The sequence below is a fragment of the Streptomyces sp. CB01249 genome (assembly GCF_001905735.1).
Taxonomy (GTDB): domain Bacteria; phylum Actinomycetota; class Actinomycetes; order Streptomycetales; family Streptomycetaceae; genus Streptomyces.
On record NZ_LISW01000001.1, the window covers coordinates 946,914 to 968,298 of the forward strand.

The 21,385-nt window shown below is 72.0% G+C and carries 13 protein-coding genes; 5 read left to right on the forward strand and 8 right to left on the reverse strand.

Annotated elements, in window-relative coordinates; translation table 11 throughout:
* Positions 1-3 precede the first annotated feature (3 nt).
* Complete coding sequence (locus AMK18_RS03985; protein ID WP_241836442.1) at positions 4-1,740, reverse strand: AAA family ATPase; 1,737 nt, start codon at positions 1,738-1,740, stop codon at positions 4-6.
* Between the two features lie 207 nt (positions 1,741-1,947).
* Here AMK18_RS03985 and AMK18_RS03990 point away from each other — a divergent pair, with 207 nt between their 5' ends.
* Complete coding sequence (locus AMK18_RS03990) at positions 1,948-5,010, forward strand: Eco57I restriction-modification methylase domain-containing protein (protein ID WP_073861651.1); 3,063 nt, start codon at positions 1,948-1,950, stop codon at positions 5,008-5,010.
* Here AMK18_RS03990 and AMK18_RS03995 read toward each other — a convergent pair.
* Positions 4,964-6,199 (reverse strand): hypothetical protein, encoded by a 1,236-nt coding sequence (locus tag AMK18_RS03995; RefSeq protein ID WP_241836443.1) that lies wholly within the window; start codon positions 6,197-6,199, stop codon positions 4,964-4,966. The two genes, AMK18_RS03990 and AMK18_RS03995, sit on opposite strands and share 47 nt — an antisense overlap.
* Before the next feature lie 289 nt (positions 6,200-6,488).
* On the opposite strand from AMK18_RS03995, the gene AMK18_RS04000 reads away from it, so the two are divergent.
* From AMK18_RS04000 to AMK18_RS04015, 4 genes are all read left to right on the forward strand, one after another.
* Positions 6,489-8,555, forward strand: coding sequence for a phosphocholine-specific phospholipase C (locus AMK18_RS04000; RefSeq protein ID WP_073861653.1), 2,067 nt, complete (start codon positions 6,489-6,491; stop codon positions 8,553-8,555).
* A 148-nt stretch (positions 8,556-8,703) separates the two neighbouring features.
* Entirely contained in the window at positions 8,704-9,999 is a 1,296-nt protein-coding gene (locus AMK18_RS04005; protein ID WP_018100261.1) for a cytochrome P450, read from the forward strand.
* Positions 9,996-11,249, forward strand: coding sequence for a cytochrome P450 family protein (locus tag AMK18_RS04010; protein ID WP_073861654.1), 1,254 nt, complete (start codon positions 9,996-9,998; stop codon positions 11,247-11,249). Before AMK18_RS04005 ends, AMK18_RS04010 begins: the two co-directional genes overlap by 4 nt.
* A gap of 190 nt (positions 11,250-11,439) precedes the next feature.
* On the forward strand, positions 11,440-12,447 hold the full coding sequence (locus AMK18_RS04015; protein ID WP_073861655.1) for a LacI family DNA-binding transcriptional regulator: 1,008 nt from the start codon (positions 11,440-11,442) through the stop codon (positions 12,445-12,447).
* Between the two features lie 48 nt (positions 12,448-12,495).
* Here AMK18_RS04015 and AMK18_RS04020 read toward each other — a convergent pair whose 3' ends face one another.
* From AMK18_RS04020 to AMK18_RS04045, 6 genes are all read right to left on the reverse strand, one after another.
* Positions 12,496-13,203, reverse strand: coding sequence for a glycoside hydrolase family 12 protein (locus AMK18_RS04020; RefSeq protein ID WP_073861656.1), 708 nt, complete (start codon positions 13,201-13,203; stop codon positions 12,496-12,498).
* A 32-nt stretch (positions 13,204-13,235) separates the two neighbouring features.
* Positions 13,236-15,488 carry a glycosyl hydrolase family 95 catalytic domain-containing protein gene (locus AMK18_RS04025; RefSeq protein ID WP_073861657.1) on the reverse strand — a complete coding sequence of 751 codons (2,253 nt, stop codon included), beginning with the start codon at positions 15,486-15,488 and terminating at the stop codon, positions 13,236-13,238.
* Complete coding sequence (locus AMK18_RS04030) at positions 15,485-17,461, reverse strand: beta-galactosidase (protein WP_073861658.1); 1,977 nt, start codon at positions 17,459-17,461, stop codon at positions 15,485-15,487. Before AMK18_RS04030 ends, AMK18_RS04025 begins: the two co-directional genes overlap by 4 nt.
* 40 nt (positions 17,462-17,501) lie before the next feature.
* Entirely contained in the window at positions 17,502-18,464 is a 963-nt protein-coding gene (locus AMK18_RS04035; protein ID WP_073861659.1) for a carbohydrate ABC transporter permease, read from the reverse strand.
* Entirely contained in the window at positions 18,461-19,537 is a 1,077-nt protein-coding gene (locus tag AMK18_RS04040; RefSeq protein WP_073861660.1) for an ABC transporter permease, read from the reverse strand. Before AMK18_RS04040 ends, AMK18_RS04035 begins: the two co-directional genes overlap by 4 nt.
* Positions 19,538-19,620: 83 nt before the next feature.
* Positions 19,621-21,228, reverse strand: a complete 1,608-nt coding sequence (locus tag AMK18_RS04045) for an extracellular solute-binding protein (protein WP_073861661.1) — start codon at positions 21,226-21,228, stop codon at positions 19,621-19,623.
* Positions 21,229-21,385: the final 157 nt, after the last annotated feature.

Here is a 21,385-nt window from a genome sequence, read left to right on the forward strand (position 1 = left end):
GTGTTACGCCGTGCCCGCGTCCCGGTGCGCCTCCATCAGTTCGTCGTGCGCGGCGACGACGTCCCAGGCGAGGACGGTGACCATCTCCTCCCGGGTCGGGGTGGAGTCGGTGTGCGCGGAGTACAGCCGCAGATCGCGCTGCGCCGACGCCTTCGCGCACAGCTCCCGGGCGAACCGGGCGTTGCCCACCAGGTCGGCCTTGCCGTCGTCCACGATCGCCGTGCACAGCGAGTTCAGGACGTCGAGCGCGCCCGCGTCCGGCTCGTCGCCCTGCGAGGCCAGCACGGACCGGGCGATCCGCACCAGTTCCTCGGCGGAGTACGAGGGGAAGTCGACGCGGGTGTTGAAGCGGGAGACCAGTCCGGGGTTGGTGGCGAGCAGCCCCGACATCTCGTCCCGGTAGCCCGCGAGCACCACGACGAGCCGGTCCCGGTCGTCCTCGGCCCGCTTCAGCAGCACCTGGATCGCCTCCTTGCCGAAGGCGTCGCCGCCGCTCGTCCCGGTGTTGTACAGCGCGTACGCCTCGTCGATGAACAGCACCCCGTTCAGCGCCGAGTCGATGACCTCGTTCGTCTTGAGGGCCGTCGACCCCAGGTGCTGCCCGACCAGGTCGGCGCGCTGGGCCTCCACCACATGCCCCGAACTCAGCAGCCCGAGCCCGGCGAAGACCTGGCCGATGATGCGGGCCACGGTCGTCTTGCCGGTGCCGGGCGGCCCCGCGAAGACGAAGTGCCGGGGGCGGGCCCCGCCGGGCAGCCCCTGCTCCTCGCGCAGCGCGGACATCCGCAACTGCGCGAGCAGCGTCTGGACCTGGCGCTTCACCGGCTGCAAACCGATCATGGCGTCGAGCGCCCGCTGCGCCTCGGCGAGCACCCGGGCCCGCTCGTCGGCGGACAGCCCGCCCTCACCGTCGCCGCCGGAATCGGCCTGCGGCGCCGCCCCGCCCGCCGTGGCCGCGACGGAGGCGGCAGGTGCCGGGTCGGGCTTGCTCACCGGGCGGGCCTGGGCGCGCGACTCCACGTCGAGCAGGTCGGGCGCGCACCGGAACGAGTACTGGTACCGCTTCAGCGCCTCCTCCTCGCGGCCCAGCGCCTCCAGCGACCGCCCCATGAAGTACTTCACCTCGGCGTCGAACCTGCTGCCCGCGCCCAGCTTCCCCGGCAGCGCGGACAGCACGTTCAGCGACTCGTGGCAGACCCCCTGGGCGAACAGCGACCCGCCCACGTACAACTGCGCCTCGTCCCGCAGGAAGGCGTCGGTGATCCCGGGCGCGAACCTCAGGACGAGCGGCCAGTCCTCCTTCAGGAACGCGTACCGGGTGCAGACGAACCGGGTCTCGTCGCAGTCCAGCAGCGCCGTGGACAGCCCCTTCCACGCCTCGTCGAGCCGCCGGTCGTCCAGGAACGCCGACATGGCCGCCAGCCACAGATCGCGGGCGGTCTCCAGCCGGAAGGTGACGTAGTGGCCGATCTGGAAGGTGGACCGGAAGGGCAACTGGTACTTCGACCGCAGAGTCCCGAACTGCGCCGAGTTGCGCAGCATGCCGTCCAGCGCCGCCTTCTGGTCCGTGCCGGTCACATGCAGCCCCAGCCAGGCGTCGGCGGTGCTGGGATCGTGCTGCGTGGCGAGCGCGAACTGCGCCGCGGCCCCCGCGTTGTCCCCCTGCCGCATGAGGACCATTCCCTGGTTCCACGCCTGCTCGGCCTTCCTGGCCGACCCCCGGCTCGCGGCACCCTGCACGTGACTCTCCCCTCGCCGGGCACGCCCGTGGCCCCCCGGCCGCCCGTGATCACATCCGCAACGGTCGTCAGGATAGCCAACACCGGACGAGCGGCCTCCCGCACGTCGACCTCCTCGGATACGATTTCGCTCCCCGTCTCCGCTCCCCACCGCCACCTCCGCTCGCGACCGCCACCTCCCCACCGTCACCGCCGGGAAGTCCGCCTGATGTCCGCCCTCCCCAGCAGCCGGACCCCGGACCGGCTCCGCACGGGGGTGCGCGCCGCGCTCACCACCCTCGGCACCGGCTTCCTGCGGCACCCCGCCAACACCTCCCTGCGCGCGCACGTGGACGCCGCCACCCTCCACAACGCCCTGCTGCGCCTGGTCTTCCGGCTCCTCTTCCTCTTCGTCGCCGAGGACCGCGACGTCCTGCTGTCCCCGGACGCGACCGCCGCGGCCAGGGCGCGGTACGCGGCGCACTTCTCGACGGCCCGCCTCCGCGCCCGTGCGCGCGGCGCCGTGGAGCAGGGTGAGCTGTACGCGGCGTTGCGCGCCGTACTCGACGCCCTCGGTGACCCCGCCGGGGCCCCCGGCCTCGGCCTGCCCGGGCTCGGCGGCCTCTTCGCCCCCACGGAGGCCGACGCCCCGCTGCACGGGCTCGCGCTGTCCGACGAGGACCTGCTCACCGCGGTGCGCCGGCTGTCCGAGGCCCCGGACCCGGGCACACGGCGGGCCCGGCCGGTCGACTTCGGCCGCCTCGAAGCGGAGGAGCTGGGGTCCGTCCATGAATCGCTCCTCCAGCTCGTGCCCCGGATCGACGCGGCGGAGCGCGCCTTCACGCTGGTCGGGCTCCCCGGCAACGCCCGTAAGACGTCGGGCTCCTACTACACGCCGGCCGCTCTCGTGGAGTGCCTGCTCGACGCCGCGCTCGACCCGGTCCTCGACGCCGCCGTCGCACGCGGCGAGGCAGCGGGCGCCGCCGCCCGGGAGCTCCTGGCCCTCACCGTCTGCGACCCGGCCTGCGGCTCCGGCCACTTCCTGGTGGCGGCGGCCCGCCGCATCGCCCGCCGCCTCGCGGACGTGCGCGGAGGCACGACGGAGCCGTACCGCGACGCCCTCCGCGAGGTCGTCGCCCACTGCGTGCACGGCGTGGACCTCGACCCGATGGCCGTCGAACTGGCCAGGATGGCCCTGTGGCTGGAGGCCCCGGAACCCGGGCGGCCGCTCACCTTCCTCGACGCCCGCGTCAAGCACGGCAACGCCCTGATCGGCGCGGCGCCGGACCTGCTGCGGGGCGGCATCCCGGACGCGGCGTTCACCCCCACGGCGGGCGACGACCGCGAACACGCCAGGGCCCTGAAGAAGCGGAACAGGGCCGAGCGGAAGGCCTTCTGCGACCGGCCCGTCACCCCGGGACGCGAGGAGGCCGACGCCTGGTGCGCCGCGTTCCTGTGGCGCAGGACGGCCGATGCCCCGCCCGCGGTGACCGACGCGGTCCTCCGCGACCTGCCGGGCGCGCCCCGCTCCACCCACGAGGAGATCGCGCGGCTGCGCGACCGGTACCGGTTCTTCCACTGGCACCTGGAGTTCCCCGAGGTTTTCGGCCCCGACGGCGCCGGCGGCTTTGACTGCGTCCTCGGCAACCCGCCCTGGGAGCGCATCAAGCTCCAGGAGCAGGAGTTCTTCGCCCAGCACGACGCGGGGATCGCCGCCGCGAAGACGGCCGCCGCCCGCAAGCGCCTGATCGCCGCGCTCAAGGAGGACCCGGACCGGGCCGCCCTGCACACCGCGTTCGAGGCGGCCAAGCGCACGGCGGAGGGGACGAGCCACTTCTTGCGCAACGGCGGACGCTATCCGCTCACCGGGCGCGGCGACATCAACACGTACGCCGTGTTCGCCGAGGCGGGCCGGGCGCTGACCGGCCCGCGCGGCCGGATGGGCATGATCGTGCCGACGGGCATCGCCACGGACGCGACGACCCGCTTCTACTTCAAGGACCTGGTCGAGGGGTGCGCGCTCGCCGCCCTGTACGACTTCGAGAACGCCGCGCCCGTCTTCCCCGACGTCCACCGCTCGTTCAAGTTCAGCGTCCTGTCCCTGACCGGACGCGCCCTGCGCGAACCCGCCGCCCGGTTCGCCTTCTTCCTCCGCGACCCGGCCGAACTCCGCGACGAAGGGCGGGTGTTCGCGCTCACGCCCGAGGAGATCGCGCTCCTCAACCCCAACACGGGCACCTGCCCGGTCTTCCGGAGCCGCCGCGACGCCGAGATCACCCTCGGCATCTACGCACGGCTCCCCGTCCTCATCAAGGAGGACGACCCGGACGGCAACCCGTGGGGCGTCACCTTCGGCACGATGTTCCACATGGCCAACGACTCGCACCGGTTCCGCACCCGCGAGGAGCTGACGGCCACCGGCTGGCAGGCGGCGGGAAACCACTACGTCAACGGCGACCGGGTCATGCTCCCGCTGTACGAGGCCAAGATGGTCGACGCGTACAACCACCGCGCGGCCGACGTGGTCAAGAGCGCCACCGCCGTCAAGCGCCAGAACCAGCCCGCCTATCTGACGGCCGACGCCTGGGCCTCCGCGTCCCGCCTGGCCGTCCCCGGGAACTGGGTGGACCGCGCCGAGACACCGCCCGGCACACCGCCCGGCCGCCTCGCCTTCCTCCGCATCAGCAGCCCCACCAACCAGCGCACCATGATCTCCGCGATCCTGCCCCCGGCGGCGATCGGCGACTCCGTCTTCCTCCTGCACACCAGGAACGCGCGCGACAGCGCGGCCCTGGTCGCGCACTTCAACTCTTTCGTCTACGACTACGTCACCCGCCAGAAGGCCGCCGGGCTCAACCTCAACTTCTTCTACATCCGCCAGCTCCCCGTCCTGCCCCCGGCGACCGTCCACCGCCACACGGACTTCCTGACCCCGCGCGTCCTCGAACTCACCTGCACCGCCCACGACATGGGCCCCTTCGCCGCCGACCTGGGCGACACGGGCGGCCCGTTCCGCTGGGACGAGGAACGGCGCCGCCGGATCCGGGCGGAGCTCGACGCGTTCTTCTTCCACCTGTACGGGGTCGGCCGCGCCGACACCGCGTACATCCTGGACACCTTCCCCATCGTCCGGCGCAAGGACGAGGCCCGGTACGGCGGCTACCGCACCAAGGACCTCATCCTGACCGCGTACGACCACATGGCCGCCTCGGGAATCGCGACGGGCGGCACCTACACCTCACCGCTCAGCCCACCACCGGGTGCCGGGCCCCGGCACCGGTGTCGCGGGTGACCTCGGCGAGCACCTCGTAGTAGGCCCGGGGCCGCCGCTCGAAGTCCGTCCAGGCGGACAGCGCGTCCAGCTCCCCGCTCGGCGCCCGCAGCAGGTCCACCGAGGTCTGCCCGAAGCGGGCGGTCAGGCCGTCGCGCTCCGCCTCGGCCAGCTGGTGGCGGAGCCGGGCCACGGCGGACCGGGCGCGGCGGCGGTCCTCGGGGGCCGCCCGGAGCATCGTGGCGCAGCCGGTCGCGGGCCCGGCGTCCGTCAGCAGCGGTTCGAGGCGGGCGGCCAGCGCCTCGGCCGCGTTCGCCGCGTCCCGTCCCTCCGGCCCGGCCTCCACCAGCACGTGCAGGGCGGTGACCAGGGCGATCGTCCGGGGGTCGGAGTGGCCGGCGGAGAGGCGGACCACCACGTCCGCGCCGACCGCGTCGGCCGTCCGCCGGGCGGCGGCGACCGCCTGCTCCGCCGTAAGCCGTCCGACGCCCGGCAGTCCGCCCAGCTCCCACACGCCCGCGTCGAGCACATCGCGCACGGTGCACACGCCCGCCTTCTCCCACTCCTTCGTCCGGAAGCGGCGCCGCTCGTCGTCCCGCAGCCGGGTCACGGGCACCCGGCCCAGTTCCTCGCGCACCCGCTGCTCCCGCAACGGCACCCACGCCTCGCGCACCGCCTCGACGGCCCGCGTGCGGTCCTCCTCCACCGCTGCCGCGGCACCGGCCAGCCGCCAGGCGCGGTCCACCAGGCCGGGACGGACACCGCTCAGCCGGGCCGCCGCACGGATGTTCCCGCCGACGAGGCCCACCGTCAGCAGAGGCAGCCCGAACATGATCAGCCTGTCGGAGAGGGCGATGCGTTCGTCGTAGACCTCGTCGTCCTGACCCAGGGCATACAGCTCTCCCTTGTCCGGACCTTCCGCGACCACGAAACCGGAGTCCCAGCCGTGACCGGTCTCGGGGTCGTAGGAGGGTGCCTTCAACTGCGGATCACGATCGGGGTCGCACCGGTACGCGCCCTCACGCGTGCGGTGCTCGTAGGGGTCAGTCCACCGCACCGTGCACGCCCCGTCCGCCTTCTCGCGCAGCACGGTCAGGTCGAGCTGACGGAGTTCCGGCATCTCCGGCGCGGTCGCGTAGGCGAACGCCGAGCCCGTAATGAGCAGGAGGCCGAGCGCGAGCATCCAGCGAAAGAGAGGTCTGTGTCCCACTCGCGTACCTCGCATCCTGTCGGTGGTGGCCGATATGAGGACAGACTCGCGGGGGCCTGGCCGGTTCCGTCAGGTGTGGATTCGGCAGAACCGAGGGTGCGTCGCTGCCTGGGCCGGGCAGTTTCACGGACCGTCGGGGAATGGGCCCGGTCCCGGTGGGTAGGTTCGCCGACTGTTCCGCCCGGCGTCACTCCGTGCACACTGCAAGGGTCTTACGCGGAGACCGGCGGGTCTGGAACACTCCAGTCGCTCTTCACCCCACATCCCCCCACCGCGAAGGCTTTCCCCCATGGCAGAAATCGACCGCCGCCGGCTCCTGAAGCTCGCCGGGGGCTCCGTCGCCCTCACCGCCCTGTCGAGCAGCATCGCCCGCGCCGCGTCCCTTCCCGCACGGGGGCGTACGAGCACCATCGAGGACGTCGAGCACATCGTCGTGCTGATGCAGGAGAACCGTTCCTTCGACCACTACTTCGGGACGATGAAGGGCGTACGCGGCTACGGCGACCCGCGCCCCGTCACGCTGCCCAGCGGCAAACCGGTGTGGCACCAGGCGGATGCGGCGGGCAAGGAGGTGCTGCCGTTCCGGCCGCCGGCCGACAAGCTCGGGATGCAGTTCCTCCAGGACCTGAACCACGACTGGGCGGGCGGCCACCGGGCGTTCAACAAGGGGGCCTACGACCAGTGGGTGCCCGCCAAGACGGCGACCACGATGGCCCACCTCACCCGGGACGACATCCCGTTCCACTACGCGCTCGCCGACGCGTTCACCGTCTGCGACGCCTACCACTGCTCGTTCATCGGCTCGACCGACCCCAACCGCTACTACCTGTGGAGCGGTTACACCGGCAACGACGGCGCCGGCGGCGGGCCCGAGCTGGGCAACGACGAGCGGGGATACGGCTGGACGACCTACCCGGAGCGGCTCGAAGAGGCCGGGGTGTCGTGGAAGGTGTACCAGGACATCGGCGACGGGCTCGACGCCGCCGGGTCCTGGGGCTGGATCGGTGACGCCTACCGGGGCACGTACGGCGACAACTCGCTTCTGTACTTCAACAGTTATCGCGGTACCGAGCCGGGCGACGCCCTCTACGACAAGGCCCGCACCGGCAGCGACCTGAAGAACGGGGGCGGTCTGCTGGACGACCTCAAGGCCGACATCAAGGCCGGGACGCTGCCCTCGGTGTCCTGGATCGTGGCGCCCGAGGCGTACAGCGAGCACCCCAACTGGCCCGCGAACTACGGCGCCTGGTACATCGCGCAGGTGCTGGACGCGCTCACCGCGGACCCGGAGGTCTGGGGACGCACCGCCCTGTTCATCACGTACGACGAGAACGACGGGTTCTTCGACCACGTCGTGCCGCCGTACGTCCCGTCCGGGCCCGCGCAGGGGCTGTCCACCGTGGACACCGCCGCCGACTACTTCCCGGGCGACCTGCGGTACGCGGCGGGCCCCTACGGGCTCGGCCAGCGGGTGCCGATGACCGTGGTGTCGCCGTGGAGCACCGGCGGCTACGCCTGCTCGGAGGTCTTCGACCACACCTCCGTCATCCGGTTCATGGAGCGGCGCTTCGGGGTGCACGAGCCGAACATCTCGCCCTGGCGGCGGGCCGTCTGCGGCGACCTCACCTCCGCCTTCGACTTCGGGCGCACGGACCCCGCCGCGCCCGAACTGCCGTCCACCGCCGCCTACGAGCCCCCGGACGGCGACCGGCACCCCGACTACAGGCCCGTGCCGCCCGCCACCGGAGCGGTGCCGCGGCAGGAGCCCGGCTCGCGCCCCACCCGCCCGCTGCCCTACGCGCCGCTGGTGGACGGCACCGCCGACCCGGCCGCCGGCACCTTCCGGCTCACCTTCGGCGGGGGGCCGGCGGCCGGTGCGCAGTTCCTCGTGACGTCCGGCAACCGCACGGACGGGCCCTGGACCTACACCACGCACGCGGGCGCCTCGGTCGGGGACACCTGGAACACCGCGTACTCCCAGGGCGTCACCGACCTCACCGTCCACGGCCCGAACGGCTTCCTGCGCTCCTTCCGCAACCCCGGCAAGGCCGCAGGACCTGAGGTGACGGCCCGTCATGACACCGCGACGGGCAACCTCGAACTCGCCCTCAGCCACTCCGGCACCGGAACCGTGCGGCTGACCCTGCGCAGTGCCGCCGCCTACGGGGGAGAGGTGCGGACCGTCTCCGTACGTCCGGGGGAGACCGTCAGGCAGACGCTCGACCTGCGCCGCAGCAAGCGCTGGTACGACGTCACCGTCACGAGCGACGCGGACGCCACCTTCCTGCGGCGCTTCGCCGGGCACGTCGAGACGGGCGCGCCCGGGGTGAGCGATCCGGGGCTGCGGACCGGCTGAGACCCCACGCGGACCGGCCGGGATGACCACCCTAGGTTCACGATTGATCGCGAATGACCGTCCTGGCGCACACAAAATCCTTATAGTGAGCGAGTGTTGACCGCGTGATCTTGACGCGTGCCGTCGTTCGCCACAGGAGTCAGGAATCATGACGCGCCCCTCCCCGGCCGAGTCCGCGCCGGTGTCCCCGGACGCCCCCTCCGGCTGCCCGGCCCACGCCGGAGCCGTGCCGCTCTGGGGACCCGGCTTCCAGGCCGAGCCCCAGAGCGTCTACCGCGCGATGCGCCGCGAGCACGGCCCCGTCGTCCCCGTCGAACTGCTCGGCGGCTTTCCGGCCTGGCTGGTCATCGGCTACCGGGAGCTCCACCGGGTCACCAGCGACGGCGAGTTGTTCCCGCGCGACGTCGGCCTGTGGAACCAGTGGCCGAACGTCCCCGACGACTGGCCGCTGCTGCCGATGGTCGGGCGGCCCCTGCCGTCCATCTACTTCAGCGCGGGCAAGGAGCACCTGCGGCACGCCCGCATGGTCACCCCCGCCCTCGAAGGCGCCGACCCCTTCCGCATCCGGCAGCACTGCGAGCAGCTGGCCGACCGGCTGATCGACGCGGTGTGTTCCCGGGGCACCGCCGACCTCGTCGCCGAGTTCTGCGAACCGCTGCCCGTGCTCGTCCTCGCGCGACTCGTCGGATTTCCCGACGAGGAGGGCGCCGACATCGCGCGCGTGCTGAAGGACCTCGCGGACGGCGGACCGGAGGCACAGAGCGCCCACCTGCGGTTCGGCGAGCACATGGCCCGGCTGCTCGCCGCGAAGCGGGCCGAGCCGGGGGACGACGTGACCTCCCGCATGCTCGACTTCCCTGAGGAGTTCACCGACGAGGAGTACACGCTCGACCTGATGGCCATCACGGCCGCCGGGCACCTGCCGACCGCCGACTGGATCAGCAACTCGGTCCGGCTGATGCTCACCGAGGACGAGTTCGCCGACTCCATGGCCGGCGGCCGGCGCAGCATCGGCGAGGCCATGAACGAGGTGCTGTGGGAGGACACCCCCACCCAGATCCTGGCCGGCCGCTGGGCCGCCCGCGACACCCAGCTCGGCGGGCAGCGCATCAAGGCCGGGGACATGCTGCTCCTCGGGCTCGGCGCCGCCAACACCGACCCGCTGATCCGCCAGGGCGTCTCCGGCGGACCGGGCCCCGCCCAGGGCGGCAACGGCGCGCACCTCGCCTTCAGCCACGGCGAGTACCGGTGCCCGTTCCCCGCCCAGGAGATCGCCGAGATCATCGCCAGGACCGGCATCGAGGTCCTGCTCGACCGGCTGCCCGACCTCCGGCTCGACGTCGCCGTCGAGGACCTGGTCCGGCGCCCCTCGCCCTTCCTGCGCGGCAACACCACGCTCCCCGTCCGGTTCACCCCCGTACGCACGACAGGAGAATTCTCGTGACCTGCCCCCATGCCGCCCGGGCCGCGGCCGACCCGGGTGCCACCGTCGTCATCGACCCCATGGTCCAGGACCTCGACGGTGAGACCGCGCGGCTGCGCGAGGCCGGGCCGCTGGCCCGGATCGAGCTCCTCGGCGTGCCCGCGTGGACCCTCACCCGGCACGCGGACGCCCGGCGCCTCCTGGTCGACCCGCGCCTGGTCAAGGACATCGACGCGTGGGGGCTCTGGCAGAGCGGCGAGGTGACGCACGCCTGGCCGCTCATCGGCATGATCGACGCCGGACGGTCCATGTTCACCGTCGACGGCGCGGAGCACCGCAGGCTGCGCACCAAGACCTCCCAGGCGCTCACGCCCCGCCGCCTGGAGGCGATACGCCCCGACATCGAGAAGTTCACCGCCGAGCTGCTGGACGCGCTGGAGGAGGGCGGCCGGGACGGGGCCGTCGTGGACCTCAAGTCGGTGTTCGCCCAGCCGCTGCCCATGCGGGTCGTCGGCATGCTGATGGGGGTCGACCCGGCCGAGAACGCCATGCTGACCCGGCAGTACAAGAAGTTCTTCTCCATGCTGACCCCGCAGGACGAACGGCTCGCGCTCCTCGCCGACCTGGACGTCTTCTACGCCGGACTCGTACGCGAGAAGACCGCGCACCCCACCGACGACCTGACCTCCGCGCTGATCCTGGCCGAGGAGGGCGGCGAGCCGCTGACCGAGGAGGAGGTCGTCGGCAACCTCAAGGCCATGGTCGCCGCCGGGCACGAGACCACGATCGGGCTCATCCTCAACGCCGTCCGCGCCCTGCTCGCCCACCCCGACCAGCTGCGGATGGTCCTCGACGGCACGGTCTCCTGGGACACCGTGATCGAGGAGACCCTGCGCTGGGACACCCCGACCACCCATCTGCTGATGCGGTTCGCCACCGAGGACATCCAGGTCGGCGACTCCGTCATCGCCAAGGGCGAGGGTGTGGTGATCTCGTACCGGGTGATCGGCCGCGACCCCGAGCAGCACGGCCCGGACGCCGACGCCTTCGACATCACGCGCTCCACCCCGATCCGGCACATGACCTTCGGGCACGGCCCGCACATCTGCCCCGGCGCGGCGCTCTCCCGGGTCGAGGCGGGGATCGCCCTGCCGGCGCTCTTCGCGCGCTTCCCGGAGCTGCGGCTCGCGATCCCCGACGCCGAGCTGCGCAACCTCCCGGTGATGACGCAGAACGACATGGAGTCCTTCCCGGTGCTGCTCGGCGGCTGAGCCGGTGTGACGGGGAGGCGGCCGACGGGCATATCGTGGCGGTAGCCGGAAGCCTCCCCGTGTGTCGAAGCGCTTCGACAGTGGTCTGGACATGCTGTCATGGCAGGGCTAGGCTCGCGCTGTCTCTCCACGTCACGGCTGGAGAGAGCGGAGTCGAAGCGCTTCGCCAATCCGACCGTGAGGGAGAGCCGTGGTCACCCTGGCCGAGGTCGCGCAGCACGCCGGAGTCTCCGCGAGCACGGTGAGCTACGTCCTCAGCGGGAAGCGGTCCATCTCCGTCGCCACCCGCGAGCGCGTCGAGCAGAGCATCCAGCAGCTCGGCTACCACCCCAACGCCGGGGCCCGGGCGCTCGCCAGCAGCCGGTCGAACATCATCGCGCTGATGGTGCCGCTGCGCACCGACATGTACGTGCCCGTGATGATGGAGATCGCCATCGCGGTCGCCACCACCGCCCGCACCCACGGCTACGACGTCCTCCTCCTCACCGGCGAGGAGGGGCCCGCGGCGGTGCGGCGGATCGCCGGCAGCTCGCTGGCCGACGCGATGATCCTGATGGACGTCGAACTCCACGACGAGCGCCTTCCGTTGCTGCGCGAGACCGACCGGGCCGCCGTACTCATCGGGCTGCCCGCCGACACCACCGGACTGACCTGCGTGGACCTCGACTTCGAGGCCACCGGCGCGCTCTGCGTCGAGCACCTGGCCGGCCTCGGCCACCGCGAGATCGCCGTCATCGGCGAGGCCGCCGCGGTCTACGAGCGCCACACCGGCTTCGCCGAGCGGACCGTCGACGGCGTACGCGCCAAGGCGCAGGAGGCCGGGGTGCGCGTCCTGCACCGCCCTTGCGAGGGCGGATACGCGGCGATGGCCCAGACCCTGTCCCGGATATTCGACGAGCGCCCCGGCACCACCGGCTTCATCGTGCAGAACGAGGCTGCGGTGGAGCCGCTGCTCAACCTGCTCCGCCAGCAGGGCAAGGCCGTCCCCGAGGACGTGTCGGTGGTGGCGATCTGCCCCGAACAGGTGGCCACCCAGGCATCGGTGCGGCTGACCTCCGTGGCCATACCGGCGCAGGAGATGGGCCGCCGCTCCGTCGAGCACGTCGTCGCCAAGCTGTCCGGCCGGGGCACCGACGAAGTCGAGCTGCTGGCACCCGAACTGACGGTACGTGAGAGCACCGGGCCCGCTCCTCGCTGACCGTGTGAGCCGGCCCCCGCGCGGGGGCCGGCTCCTCAGGTGTGCCGGTCAGCTCGCGGAGACGCCGAATCCGTTCGTACGGAAGTCGAGCCCGCCGGCCGACGAGGTGATCTCGTAGCCGAACTGGACGTCACCGATGGTCTCGTTGCCCCACCAGCCCTTGGTGTCCTTGATCCACTTCAGGATCGGCAGGATGTCCACCGTGCCCGAGGTGGAGTCCGAGGTCCGCAGGAACGAGAAGACCTGGTTGGAACCGTTGTCGCCCTTGTACACGGTCCAGGTGTGCCCGCCCAGCGTCAGGTTTCCCTGCGAGGTGCCCAACGGGCCCACGGAGCCGTTGTAGTTGACCCAGAGCATGACCTCGTAGTCGTAGTCGCTGTCCCAGATGTCGTACGAGGTGTTGTACGCGCCGGACGACGGGACGGTGACGTTGTACGTGCTCGTGAGCGACGACAGCGAGCCGATCGGCTTGTTCACCACCTTCTTGGCGTTCGGGTACGACTTGATGCCGCCGGTGTTCGGGTGGTCGGCCCAGACGCCCCAGTCCGAGGAGGAGTTGGCCCAGATGGACTGGGTGCCCGCGCCGGAGCCCCAGATGTTGTTGTAGAGGGTGTAGTTGTCGGAGGTGGTGTACGTGCCCCACTGGTCCGAGGAGGACCAGACGGCCGCCTGGGCCGGGGCGGAGGCGAAGCCGACGAGGGCCGCCAGGGCCACCGCCGGGGTCAGGGCGAGCCTGCTGAGGGTGCGTCGTGCCATGGGTCGTCCTTCCATGGTGGGTGGGGGGAGTGCTACCGCGGCCGGAGTTCCAGGACGCGGTCCACGCCGGCCGTCAGCTCCAGGGGAGCCGAGGGGGAGCCGGCGGAGGCTTCGGTGAGGTTGTGGGCTCCGAGGGTGTGCGCCTCGCCCGTGCGGACGTCGACGCGGGCGTCCCGTTCCGGACGCAGCACCGCCGTCGCGGTGCCGTCCACCGACCAGCGCAGGTCCACGGAAGCGCCGAACCGCGTCCGCACACCGCGCAGTTCACCGCCCGGACAGCCCGCGAGCGGTGCGGGCAGCAGGACCAGGCGGCGCGGCGTCGACTGCACCAGCGACTCGATCACGGCTGCGGGCAGCGCGTGCGCCGCGTCCGCGTTGTACACATTGCGGGCCGGGTAGTGGGCGCTCATCAGCGAGTCGTGGAAGAAGTCGCCCGCGAGGACCGAGCGGACCGCCGCCGAGGCCCGGCCCCCGTCCCGCAGCCGGGTCGCGATCAGCGCGTGGTGCAGATGGCCGTGGGCCGAGTCGTTCTCCGCGCCCCGCAGTTCGAGCGCCCGGTGCGCGGCGGTGGCCAGCCCCGGCATGTCGTACGGGTTGACCGCGTCCAGCGGCCACACCGGGTACAGGTGGCTGAGGTGGCGGTGGTCGTACGTCTCCGCCAGGCCCGGCCACGCCCACTCGGCGAGCGCGCCGTCCTCGTTGACCCGGTAGTCGGCGAGCCGGTCCGCCAGCGCACGGCGGCGTTGGGCGACCAGGGCGTCCGGGCAGCGGTCGGCCGAGGCGGTGAGCGCGTGGCGGGCCGCCGCCAGGTCCATCGTCGCGTCGACCGTGCCCCAGCTCGCGTTGGCCGGACGGTTCTCCGGCGAGTACGAGGGCACGACGGCCACCCGCCCGTCCGGGCCGGTCCGGGTCAGGAAGTCCTCGTAGAACAGGGCCGTTTCGTGCAGGGCGGCGGTCAGCCGGGGGTCCTCGGCCCCCACCGTCTCCGCGTGCTCGATCAGCGGCTCCAGGAGCCAGTCCGCGCCCGCCGTCCACAGGTGCAGCGGGTAGGCGCGCTGGTAGTGCCGGGTGTGCCCGGACTCGCCGTCCGTGTGCGACGGGGCCACGATGCCGCGCGCCCCGAAGATGGCCCGCGCGTTGTCCCGCCAGTCCGCCAGCTGCCCGTACACCAGCGCCGCATGGGCCTCGGACACCTCCGGCAGCGCCGCCGCCGCGGCCGAGGCGATCTGGAGGTTCAGGTTGGCGTTCGTCGTGAACGCCCCCGACCAGGCGGTGTCCCAGTCGCCCGTCCAGAGCCCGGTCAGCCGGGGCGGCAGGGCCCCCGACGCGGACAGCAGGTGGTAGCGGCCCGCCGCGCACAGCCGTTCCAGCAGCGCCGGACTGTCCGGCCGGCGGACCAACTCCGATCCGGGCAGCGCCCGTTCGGCCGGGTCCGCGTCCAGGGTGAGCGCCGCCCGTTCGAAGGCGGGCCGGTGCAGCGCCGCATGCCGGGTCAGCAGCGCGTCATACCCGTCACCCGGCAGCGCGGCGCACTCCGCCGCCAGGTCCAGGTGCCCGGTGTGCCGTCGCACCCGGGTCAGCAGCAACAGGCTCCTCGCGCCCTCGACCCGGACCCCCTCGCCCGCCACCGAGACCCGCCCGCCCTCCGCGCGGAGCACCGTCGCGCCGGTGTACGCGAGCTCGCTGTCCGGGTAGCCCGCGCGCAGCGTCAGCCGGGCCCCGTCCGGGGTGAGCACGGTGCTCCGGCCGATCGCCAGCTGTGCCGGGGCGCCCGGCAGGGCGTGGTCGAGCGTCACGTCCACGGCGAGCCCCGGGCCGGTGACGTGCTGGACGATCACGTCGTCGGCGCGCGAGACGAAGACCCGGCTGCGCCAGGACTCGCAGGCGGCGGTGATCTCACCGGTGGCGAAGTCGACCGCCCGTCGGTAGGCAGCGGCCGGGTCGGCGGCGTTCCCGGGCACCGGCCGGACGCGGGTCTGGAAGGCCGGGTGGAAGGGCTGCACCCACACCAGCGGACGGCCCGCGCCGAAGTGCTCCGCCGCCCCGGTGTCCCCGGCGAGCAGCGCGCTCTGCACCCGGCCCAGCCGGTCCGCCAGCTCCGGCGGCCGGACCCGCTGACTGCCGTTGGGCCGGACCAGGGTGTGGTGGTTGACGATCACGCGGTCGTCGGCCGGGTCGCCGTACACCATGGCGCCGTGCCGGCCGTTGCCACCGAGGAAGGCGTCCTCCCAGCGGGCGGCGGGGCGCGGCTCCCAGGTGGAGTCGATGTCCGTACGTCCGGTCACGGCGCGGGTCTCCGCAGCACCGCGACGCCGTAGCGGCCGAGTGCGATCCGGTCCGTCACCGCGCGCCCGGTGAGCAGGTCCTCGTACACGCCGGGCACGGTGACCGTGACCATCTCGCGGCGGTGGTGCAGCAGGAACAGCAGCTCGCCCCGGCGCACCGCCTCCACCCCCTCGGGCAGCCCGGCGAGGACCGGCTCGACCCCGGCCTCCCGGACCACACCGGCCAGGAGGGCCCGCAGCGCCGGGGGCTCGGGGAGCGTCGACACGTACACCGCGCGGCCCCGGCGCAGCACGGCGGGCAGCCCGGCGAGCTCGCCGTCGCGGTAGGCGGCCAGCACCTCGGTGCCCTCGGCCGCCTCCAGCTCCTCGGACCAGAGGGTGCCCCGGAAGCGGTCGCACTCTACGGCCTCGTCCGCCTCCAGCGGCCACCACTCGTGCAGGGTCGCGATCCCGAACAGCTCGCGCAGCCGGGCGTCCATGCCGCCCGGCCGGACGCGGTCGTCCACGTCCGCGACGCCGCTGAAGAAGCCGCACACCAGGCGCCCGCCGCCCGCCACGTACGCCACGAGGTTGTCGACCGCCGCGTCGTCGAGGAGGTAGAGGTGTGGGACGAGGACCGCCTTGTACCGGCTCAGGTCGGCGTCGGGGCGGGCGAAGTCCGTGGGCGTGCCGTTCTCCCACAGCGCCCGGTGCCAGCGCCGGATCACCTCCGGGTAGTCGAGCCGCGCGGACGGGGCGCCCTCCTGGGCGCCCGCCCACCAGGCGTCCCAGTCGTGCAGGACAGCGACCTCGGCGGCCACGTCCGTACCGGACACGGCGGATCCGATCGCGGCCAGTTCACCGCCCAGCCGCCGGGTCTCGCGGAAGGAGCGGCCCTGCTCACCGGCGTGGCCGAGCATGCCCGAGTGGAACTTCTCCGAGCCCTGCCGGGACTGCCGCCACTGGAAGTAGCAGACCGCGTCGGCGCCGCGCGCCACCGACTGGAGCGACCAGAGCCGGTTCAGCCCCTCCGGCTTCGGGTGGTTGACGCCCCGCCAGTTCACCGCGCCCGCCGCCTGCTCCATCAGCATCCACGGGCCGTCCGCCTGCGAGCGCGTCATGTCGGCGAGCATCGCGTTGTACTGCCCGCCCTGCGGGTCGCGCGGGTCCGGGTAGACGTCGACCGAGACGATGTCCTCCTCCGCCGACCACGCCCAGGCGTCCTGCCCCGACCACAGCGGCATGAAGTTGGTGGTCACCGGGATGTGCGGGGTGTGCCGGGCGACGATGTCGCGTTCGGCGGTGAAGCACTCCATGAGCGCGTCGGACGTGAAGCGTTTGAAGTCCAGCACCTGGGTGGGGTTCCTCATGTACTGCGCCTTGCGCGGCGGCAGGATCTCCGTCCACGCGTCGTAGTGCTGGCTCCAGAAGGCCGTGCCCCAGGCCTCGTTGAGGGCGTCGAGCGTCCCGTACCGGCCGCGCAGCCAGCGGCGGAAGTGGCCCGCCGTCTCGTCGCACCAGCAGTGCGTGCAGTACTCGTTGTTGATGTGCCACACGGTGAGCGCCGGGTGCTCCGCGTACCGCGCGGCCAGGTCCTCGGTGAGCGCGGCGGCGTAGCGGCGGTAGACCGGCGAGCTGGGGCAGAACTGCTGGCGCGAGCCGTACCAGACGATGGACCCGTCCTCCGCGCGCGGCAGCGTCTCCGGGTGCCGGGACCCCATCCAGGGCGGCGGGGAGGCGGTCGGGGTGGCGAGCACGACGCCGATGCCGTGGGCATGCATCAGGTCCATCAGCCGGTCAAGCCAGTCGAACTCCCGGGCCCCCGGGCGGGGTTCGATCTTCGCCCAGGAGAAGACGCCGAGGGTGACGGAGTTGACCCCGGCCTCCTTCATCAGCCGGACGTCGTCCTCCCACACCTCCTCGGGCCACTGCTCGGGGTTGTAGTCGCCTCCGAAGAGGATGCGGCCACGGGCCGCGTCGCGCAGGGACGGCATGGCGTCTCCGGTTCTCCTGGGTCGGGGTCTGCGGGGCCGGTCAGCCCTTCACGGCGCCGGTGAGCATGCCCTTCTGGAAGTGCTTCTGGACGAACGGCGACAGCACCGCGACCGGGATCAGCGCGAGGATCATCACCGCCATCTGCACGGCGAGGCTGTTGATCTGGCCGCTGCTGACGGCCGCGCCCATCGCGCCCGGCGGCACCTGGTGCTGGAGGACAAGCTGACGCAGGATCATCTGCAAGGGGTACTTGTCGCTGTCCTGGATGTAGAGCATCGCGTTGAACCACTGGCTCCAGTAGCCGACCGCGTAGAACAGCGAGATCACCGCGATCACCGCGCGCGACAGCGGCATGATGATCTGGAGCAGGATGCGCCACTCGCCGGCCCCGTCGATGCGGGCCGCGTCGATGAGTTCGGGCGCGGTGTCCATGAAGAAGCCGCGCAGCACCAGCACGTTGAACACGCTGATCGCGCTCGGCAGGATCATCGACCAGTAGCTGTCGCTCAGCCCGATCCCGGTGACCAGCAGATACGTCGGGATGAGCCCGGCGCCGAAGAACATGGTCGCCATCAGCGTCATCAACAGCGGACGGTGCGCGTACGAGTCGCGGCGGCTGAGCCCGTACGCGCAGAGGATCGAGACGACCATGCTGACGGCCGTACCGACGACGGTGAGACCGACGCTGACGGCGGCGGCACGGGTCACCGCGCCCCCGCTCAGCAGCTCCTTGTACGCGACGAAGGTGATGTGCTTCGGCCAGACGACCAGGCCGCCCGCGTCGTTGATGGTTCTGGTGTCGGAGAGGCTGGTCACCAGCACCACCCAGATGGGGACGATGATGACCGCGCAGATCGCGACGAGCCCGAAGCCCTTGAAGGCGAGCCCGGCCTTCGTCGGCTCCTCCTCCCACACGGGGCGCGGCTCGATGCGCAGGGCACGCTGGAGGCGTGTCTCGGTGGGGGGCGCCGGTTCCGCCCGCTGGCCCAGGAGAGTTGTCATTTCTTGGAGTACACCCCCTGCTCGCCCAGCATGTGGGCGACCTTGTTGGCACCCAGCACCATGGCGACGCTGAACAGCCCCTTGAAGATCCCGGCGGCGGCCGCGTAGCCGAAGTCGCCGGTCTTGATGCCCGTCCACCAGATGTAGGTGTCCAGGATTTCCGAGGCCCCCGCGCCCACCTGGTCGCGCTGGAGCAGGATCTGCTCGAAGTCGAGGTTGAGCGCACTGCCCACCCGCAGCACGAGGAGCAGGGCGATGACCGGGCGCAACGCGGGCAGCGTGACGTGCCACATGCGGCGCCAGCGGCCGGCCCCGTCGACGGCGGCGGCCTCGTACAGATCGGTGTTGACGGCGGCGAGCGCGGCCAGGAAGACGATGACGCCCCAGCCGGCGTCCTTCCACACGGCCTGCGCGCTCACCAGGAACTTGAAGAAGCCCGGGTTGGTCATCAGGTCGAAGCCCTCGTGACCGTGTTCGCGCAGCCACTGGGCGACCAGTCCGGCGCCGCCGAACATCTGCTGGAACACGGTGACGACGAGCACCCAGGAGAAGAAGTGCGGCAGATAGACGACCGCCTGCACCCAGGCCCTGACCCGGGTGCTCATGATCGTGTTGAGCAGCAGCGCGATGGCGATCGGGATCGGGAAGAACAGGACCAGCTGGGTCACGAAGATGACCAGCGTGTTCACGAGGACTTCCCAGAACCGGTAGTCCTCGAAGATCCGGGTGAAGTTGTCGAACCCGACGAACGGGCTGCCCGTGATGCCCAGGTCGTATACGTCGTAGTCCTGGAAGGCCACGATGTTCCCGAGCAGCGGGATGTAGTTGAAGATCAGCAGCAGCGCGATGGCCGGCATCGTCATCAGGATCAGCGTGCGGTCGCGCCGCAGCCGCTGCCGCCAGGTGATACCGCCGCGTTCCCGCCGGGGCTCGGGAACGCCCCCGGCCCGCGCCCTGCCCGCCTTCTTCGTCTCCCCGCCGTCGCCGTCCCCGGCGCCGCTCCCGCCGGCCGGGACGCCCGTCCCGCCGGCGGTGCGGTCCGGGGCGGCCGCGACCGTGGCCCGTGCCTTCACCGTGTGCTCCCCATGTCGTGCTCCTGACCCCGGCCGCCGGGCAGTGCGTACCCGGCGGCCCCCTTGCCTGCCTTGCGTACGCGTCAGTTGCCGGAGCCGTTCTTGTCGAGGATGTCCTGGTACCAGTCGCGCAGCTTGTCGCCGCCGCTCTTCTTCCAGGTGTTCACCGCGTCCTCGACGTCGGAGACCTTCTTGCGCCCCCGGCGGATGTCCTTCTGGAGGTCGTCGAAGGGCGTGTACAGGGAGGCGTAACGCTGCGGCTCGACCACCTGCATGCCGAAGAAGAGGGGCTTCTTGATGTGCGGCGCCTGACGTGCCATCCAGCCCGCGTAGTCCTTGGCCAGCTGCGGCTGGTCCGGGTAGGCGATGGAGGTGGGCGGCGAGGCGACGAACAGGAACGTGGAGGGCTGCGCCTCCTCGACACCCTGCGGGGTGTACGTCGGGGTCCCGTCCTTGATGGTGTAGTGGGTGCCCTTCACGCCGTAGTTGGTGAGCATGAACTCCTCGGTGCCGAACGGCGCGGCCGCGTAGTCGGCGATCGCGAGGAACTCCTGGATCTTGTCCTTGGAGAGGTTCTTGCTGAGGAAGGTGAAGATGCCCGCCGGGTCGTCCTGCCACAGCACCGGGTCGCCGCCGTCGTGGCCGAAGAAGTCCAGCGCCTGCATGTCGAACTTCGGGTTGGCGGCGGCCTGTTCGGTGACCATGCCCTTCCAGCCGCCGGTGCCGTCGTTGTACATGACGACGTGTCCGCTGGTGAAGCGGATCTTCGCGTCGGCGTCCTTGTTGGCCTCGGCGTCCGGGTGGACGTACCCGCCGTCGTGGAGCTTGCGGGCGAAGGCCAGCGCCTCCCGGTACGCCTGCGTCTCGATCTTGTGGACCAGCTTGCCGTTCTCCAGCTGCCAGTAGTGCGGCGCGTCCGGGAGCAGCCCGAATATCTTCTGGATGCACGTCCACAGGTCGTCGAAGGCCCACACCTTCTTCTTGGGGGCCGTGTACTCCTTGCCGAAGGCCAGCAGGTCGTCCGCGCTCGCCGGGACGGCGCCGGAGCCGATGAGGTCCTTGCGGTAGAAGATCGCGTTGCCGATGACCGGCGTCGGCATGGGCAGCCCGCGCAGCTTGCCGCCGAAGACCGAGTACTGCCAGGCACCCGTGGGGATGTTGGCGAGGTTGGGGTACTTCTTGACGGCGTCACCCGCGAGATACGGGGAGAGGTCGGCGAACTTCGCGGTGATGGCGTTGCGGATCTGCCCCTGCATGTTCCAGCCGGGGATCGTCATGACGTCCGGGATGTCCGAGCCGGCGAGGACCGCGCCGATCTTGTCCTGGTACGTGTTGCCGTCCTGCGGGTCGAAGTTGAGCGTCGCCCCGACCGCCTTGTTCACGGCCGTGTAGTACGGGTTGTTCTTCTTCGGCACCGTGCCCCACAGCGGGGTCATGACCCGGAACTGCGAGCCCTTGCCCGGCACCGACTTGACCGAGACCACCAGCGGGTCGGGGAGCTTGGTGAAGCCCGGGCTCGAACCGTTCACGCCGGGGACGTCGGGCTGGACCAGGTTCAGCGGGGCGTAGCTCGGCACGACCTTCTGCAGGGCCTTGCCCGTGGTCGTGCCCTCCTTGCTCCCGGCACCGGAGCCGGAACCGCCGCACGCGGCGAGCAGCGGCACCCCGCCGGCCACGGCGACGGCCGCCACCGCGCCCGAGGCGAGGAAGCTTCTCCGGCTCGGGGCGGAGGCGGAGGGGGAGGAATTCGGCGTCATTGCGTCAACCCTTCGAGGCGAACCAGGTGCGGCGGTTCAACGGGGAGGCGTCCTACGGTGTCGCCGTCCCGGGGAATCAGGGGCGGGGGCG

Coding starts and splice junctions, on each gene's coding strand:
- AMK18_RS03990 (WP_073861651.1), top strand. CDS start 1,948: ATGTCCGCCCTCCCCAGCAGCCGGACCCCGGACCGGCTCCGCACGGGG.
- AMK18_RS04000 (WP_073861653.1), top strand. CDS start 6,489: ATGGCAGAAATCGACCGCCGCCGGCTCCTGAAGCTCGCCGGGGGCTCC.
- AMK18_RS04005 (WP_018100261.1), top strand. CDS start 8,704: ATGACGCGCCCCTCCCCGGCCGAGTCCGCGCCGGTGTCCCCGGACGCC.
- AMK18_RS04020 (WP_073861656.1), bottom strand. CDS start 13,203: ATGGCACGACGCACCCTCAGCAGGCTCGCCCTGACCCCGGCGGTGGCC.
- AMK18_RS04030 (WP_073861658.1), bottom strand. CDS start 17,461: ATGCCGTCCCTGCGCGACGCGGCCCGTGGCCGCATCCTCTTCGGAGGC.
- AMK18_RS04035 (WP_073861659.1), bottom strand. CDS start 18,464: ATGACAACTCTCCTGGGCCAGCGGGCGGAACCGGCGCCCCCCACCGAG.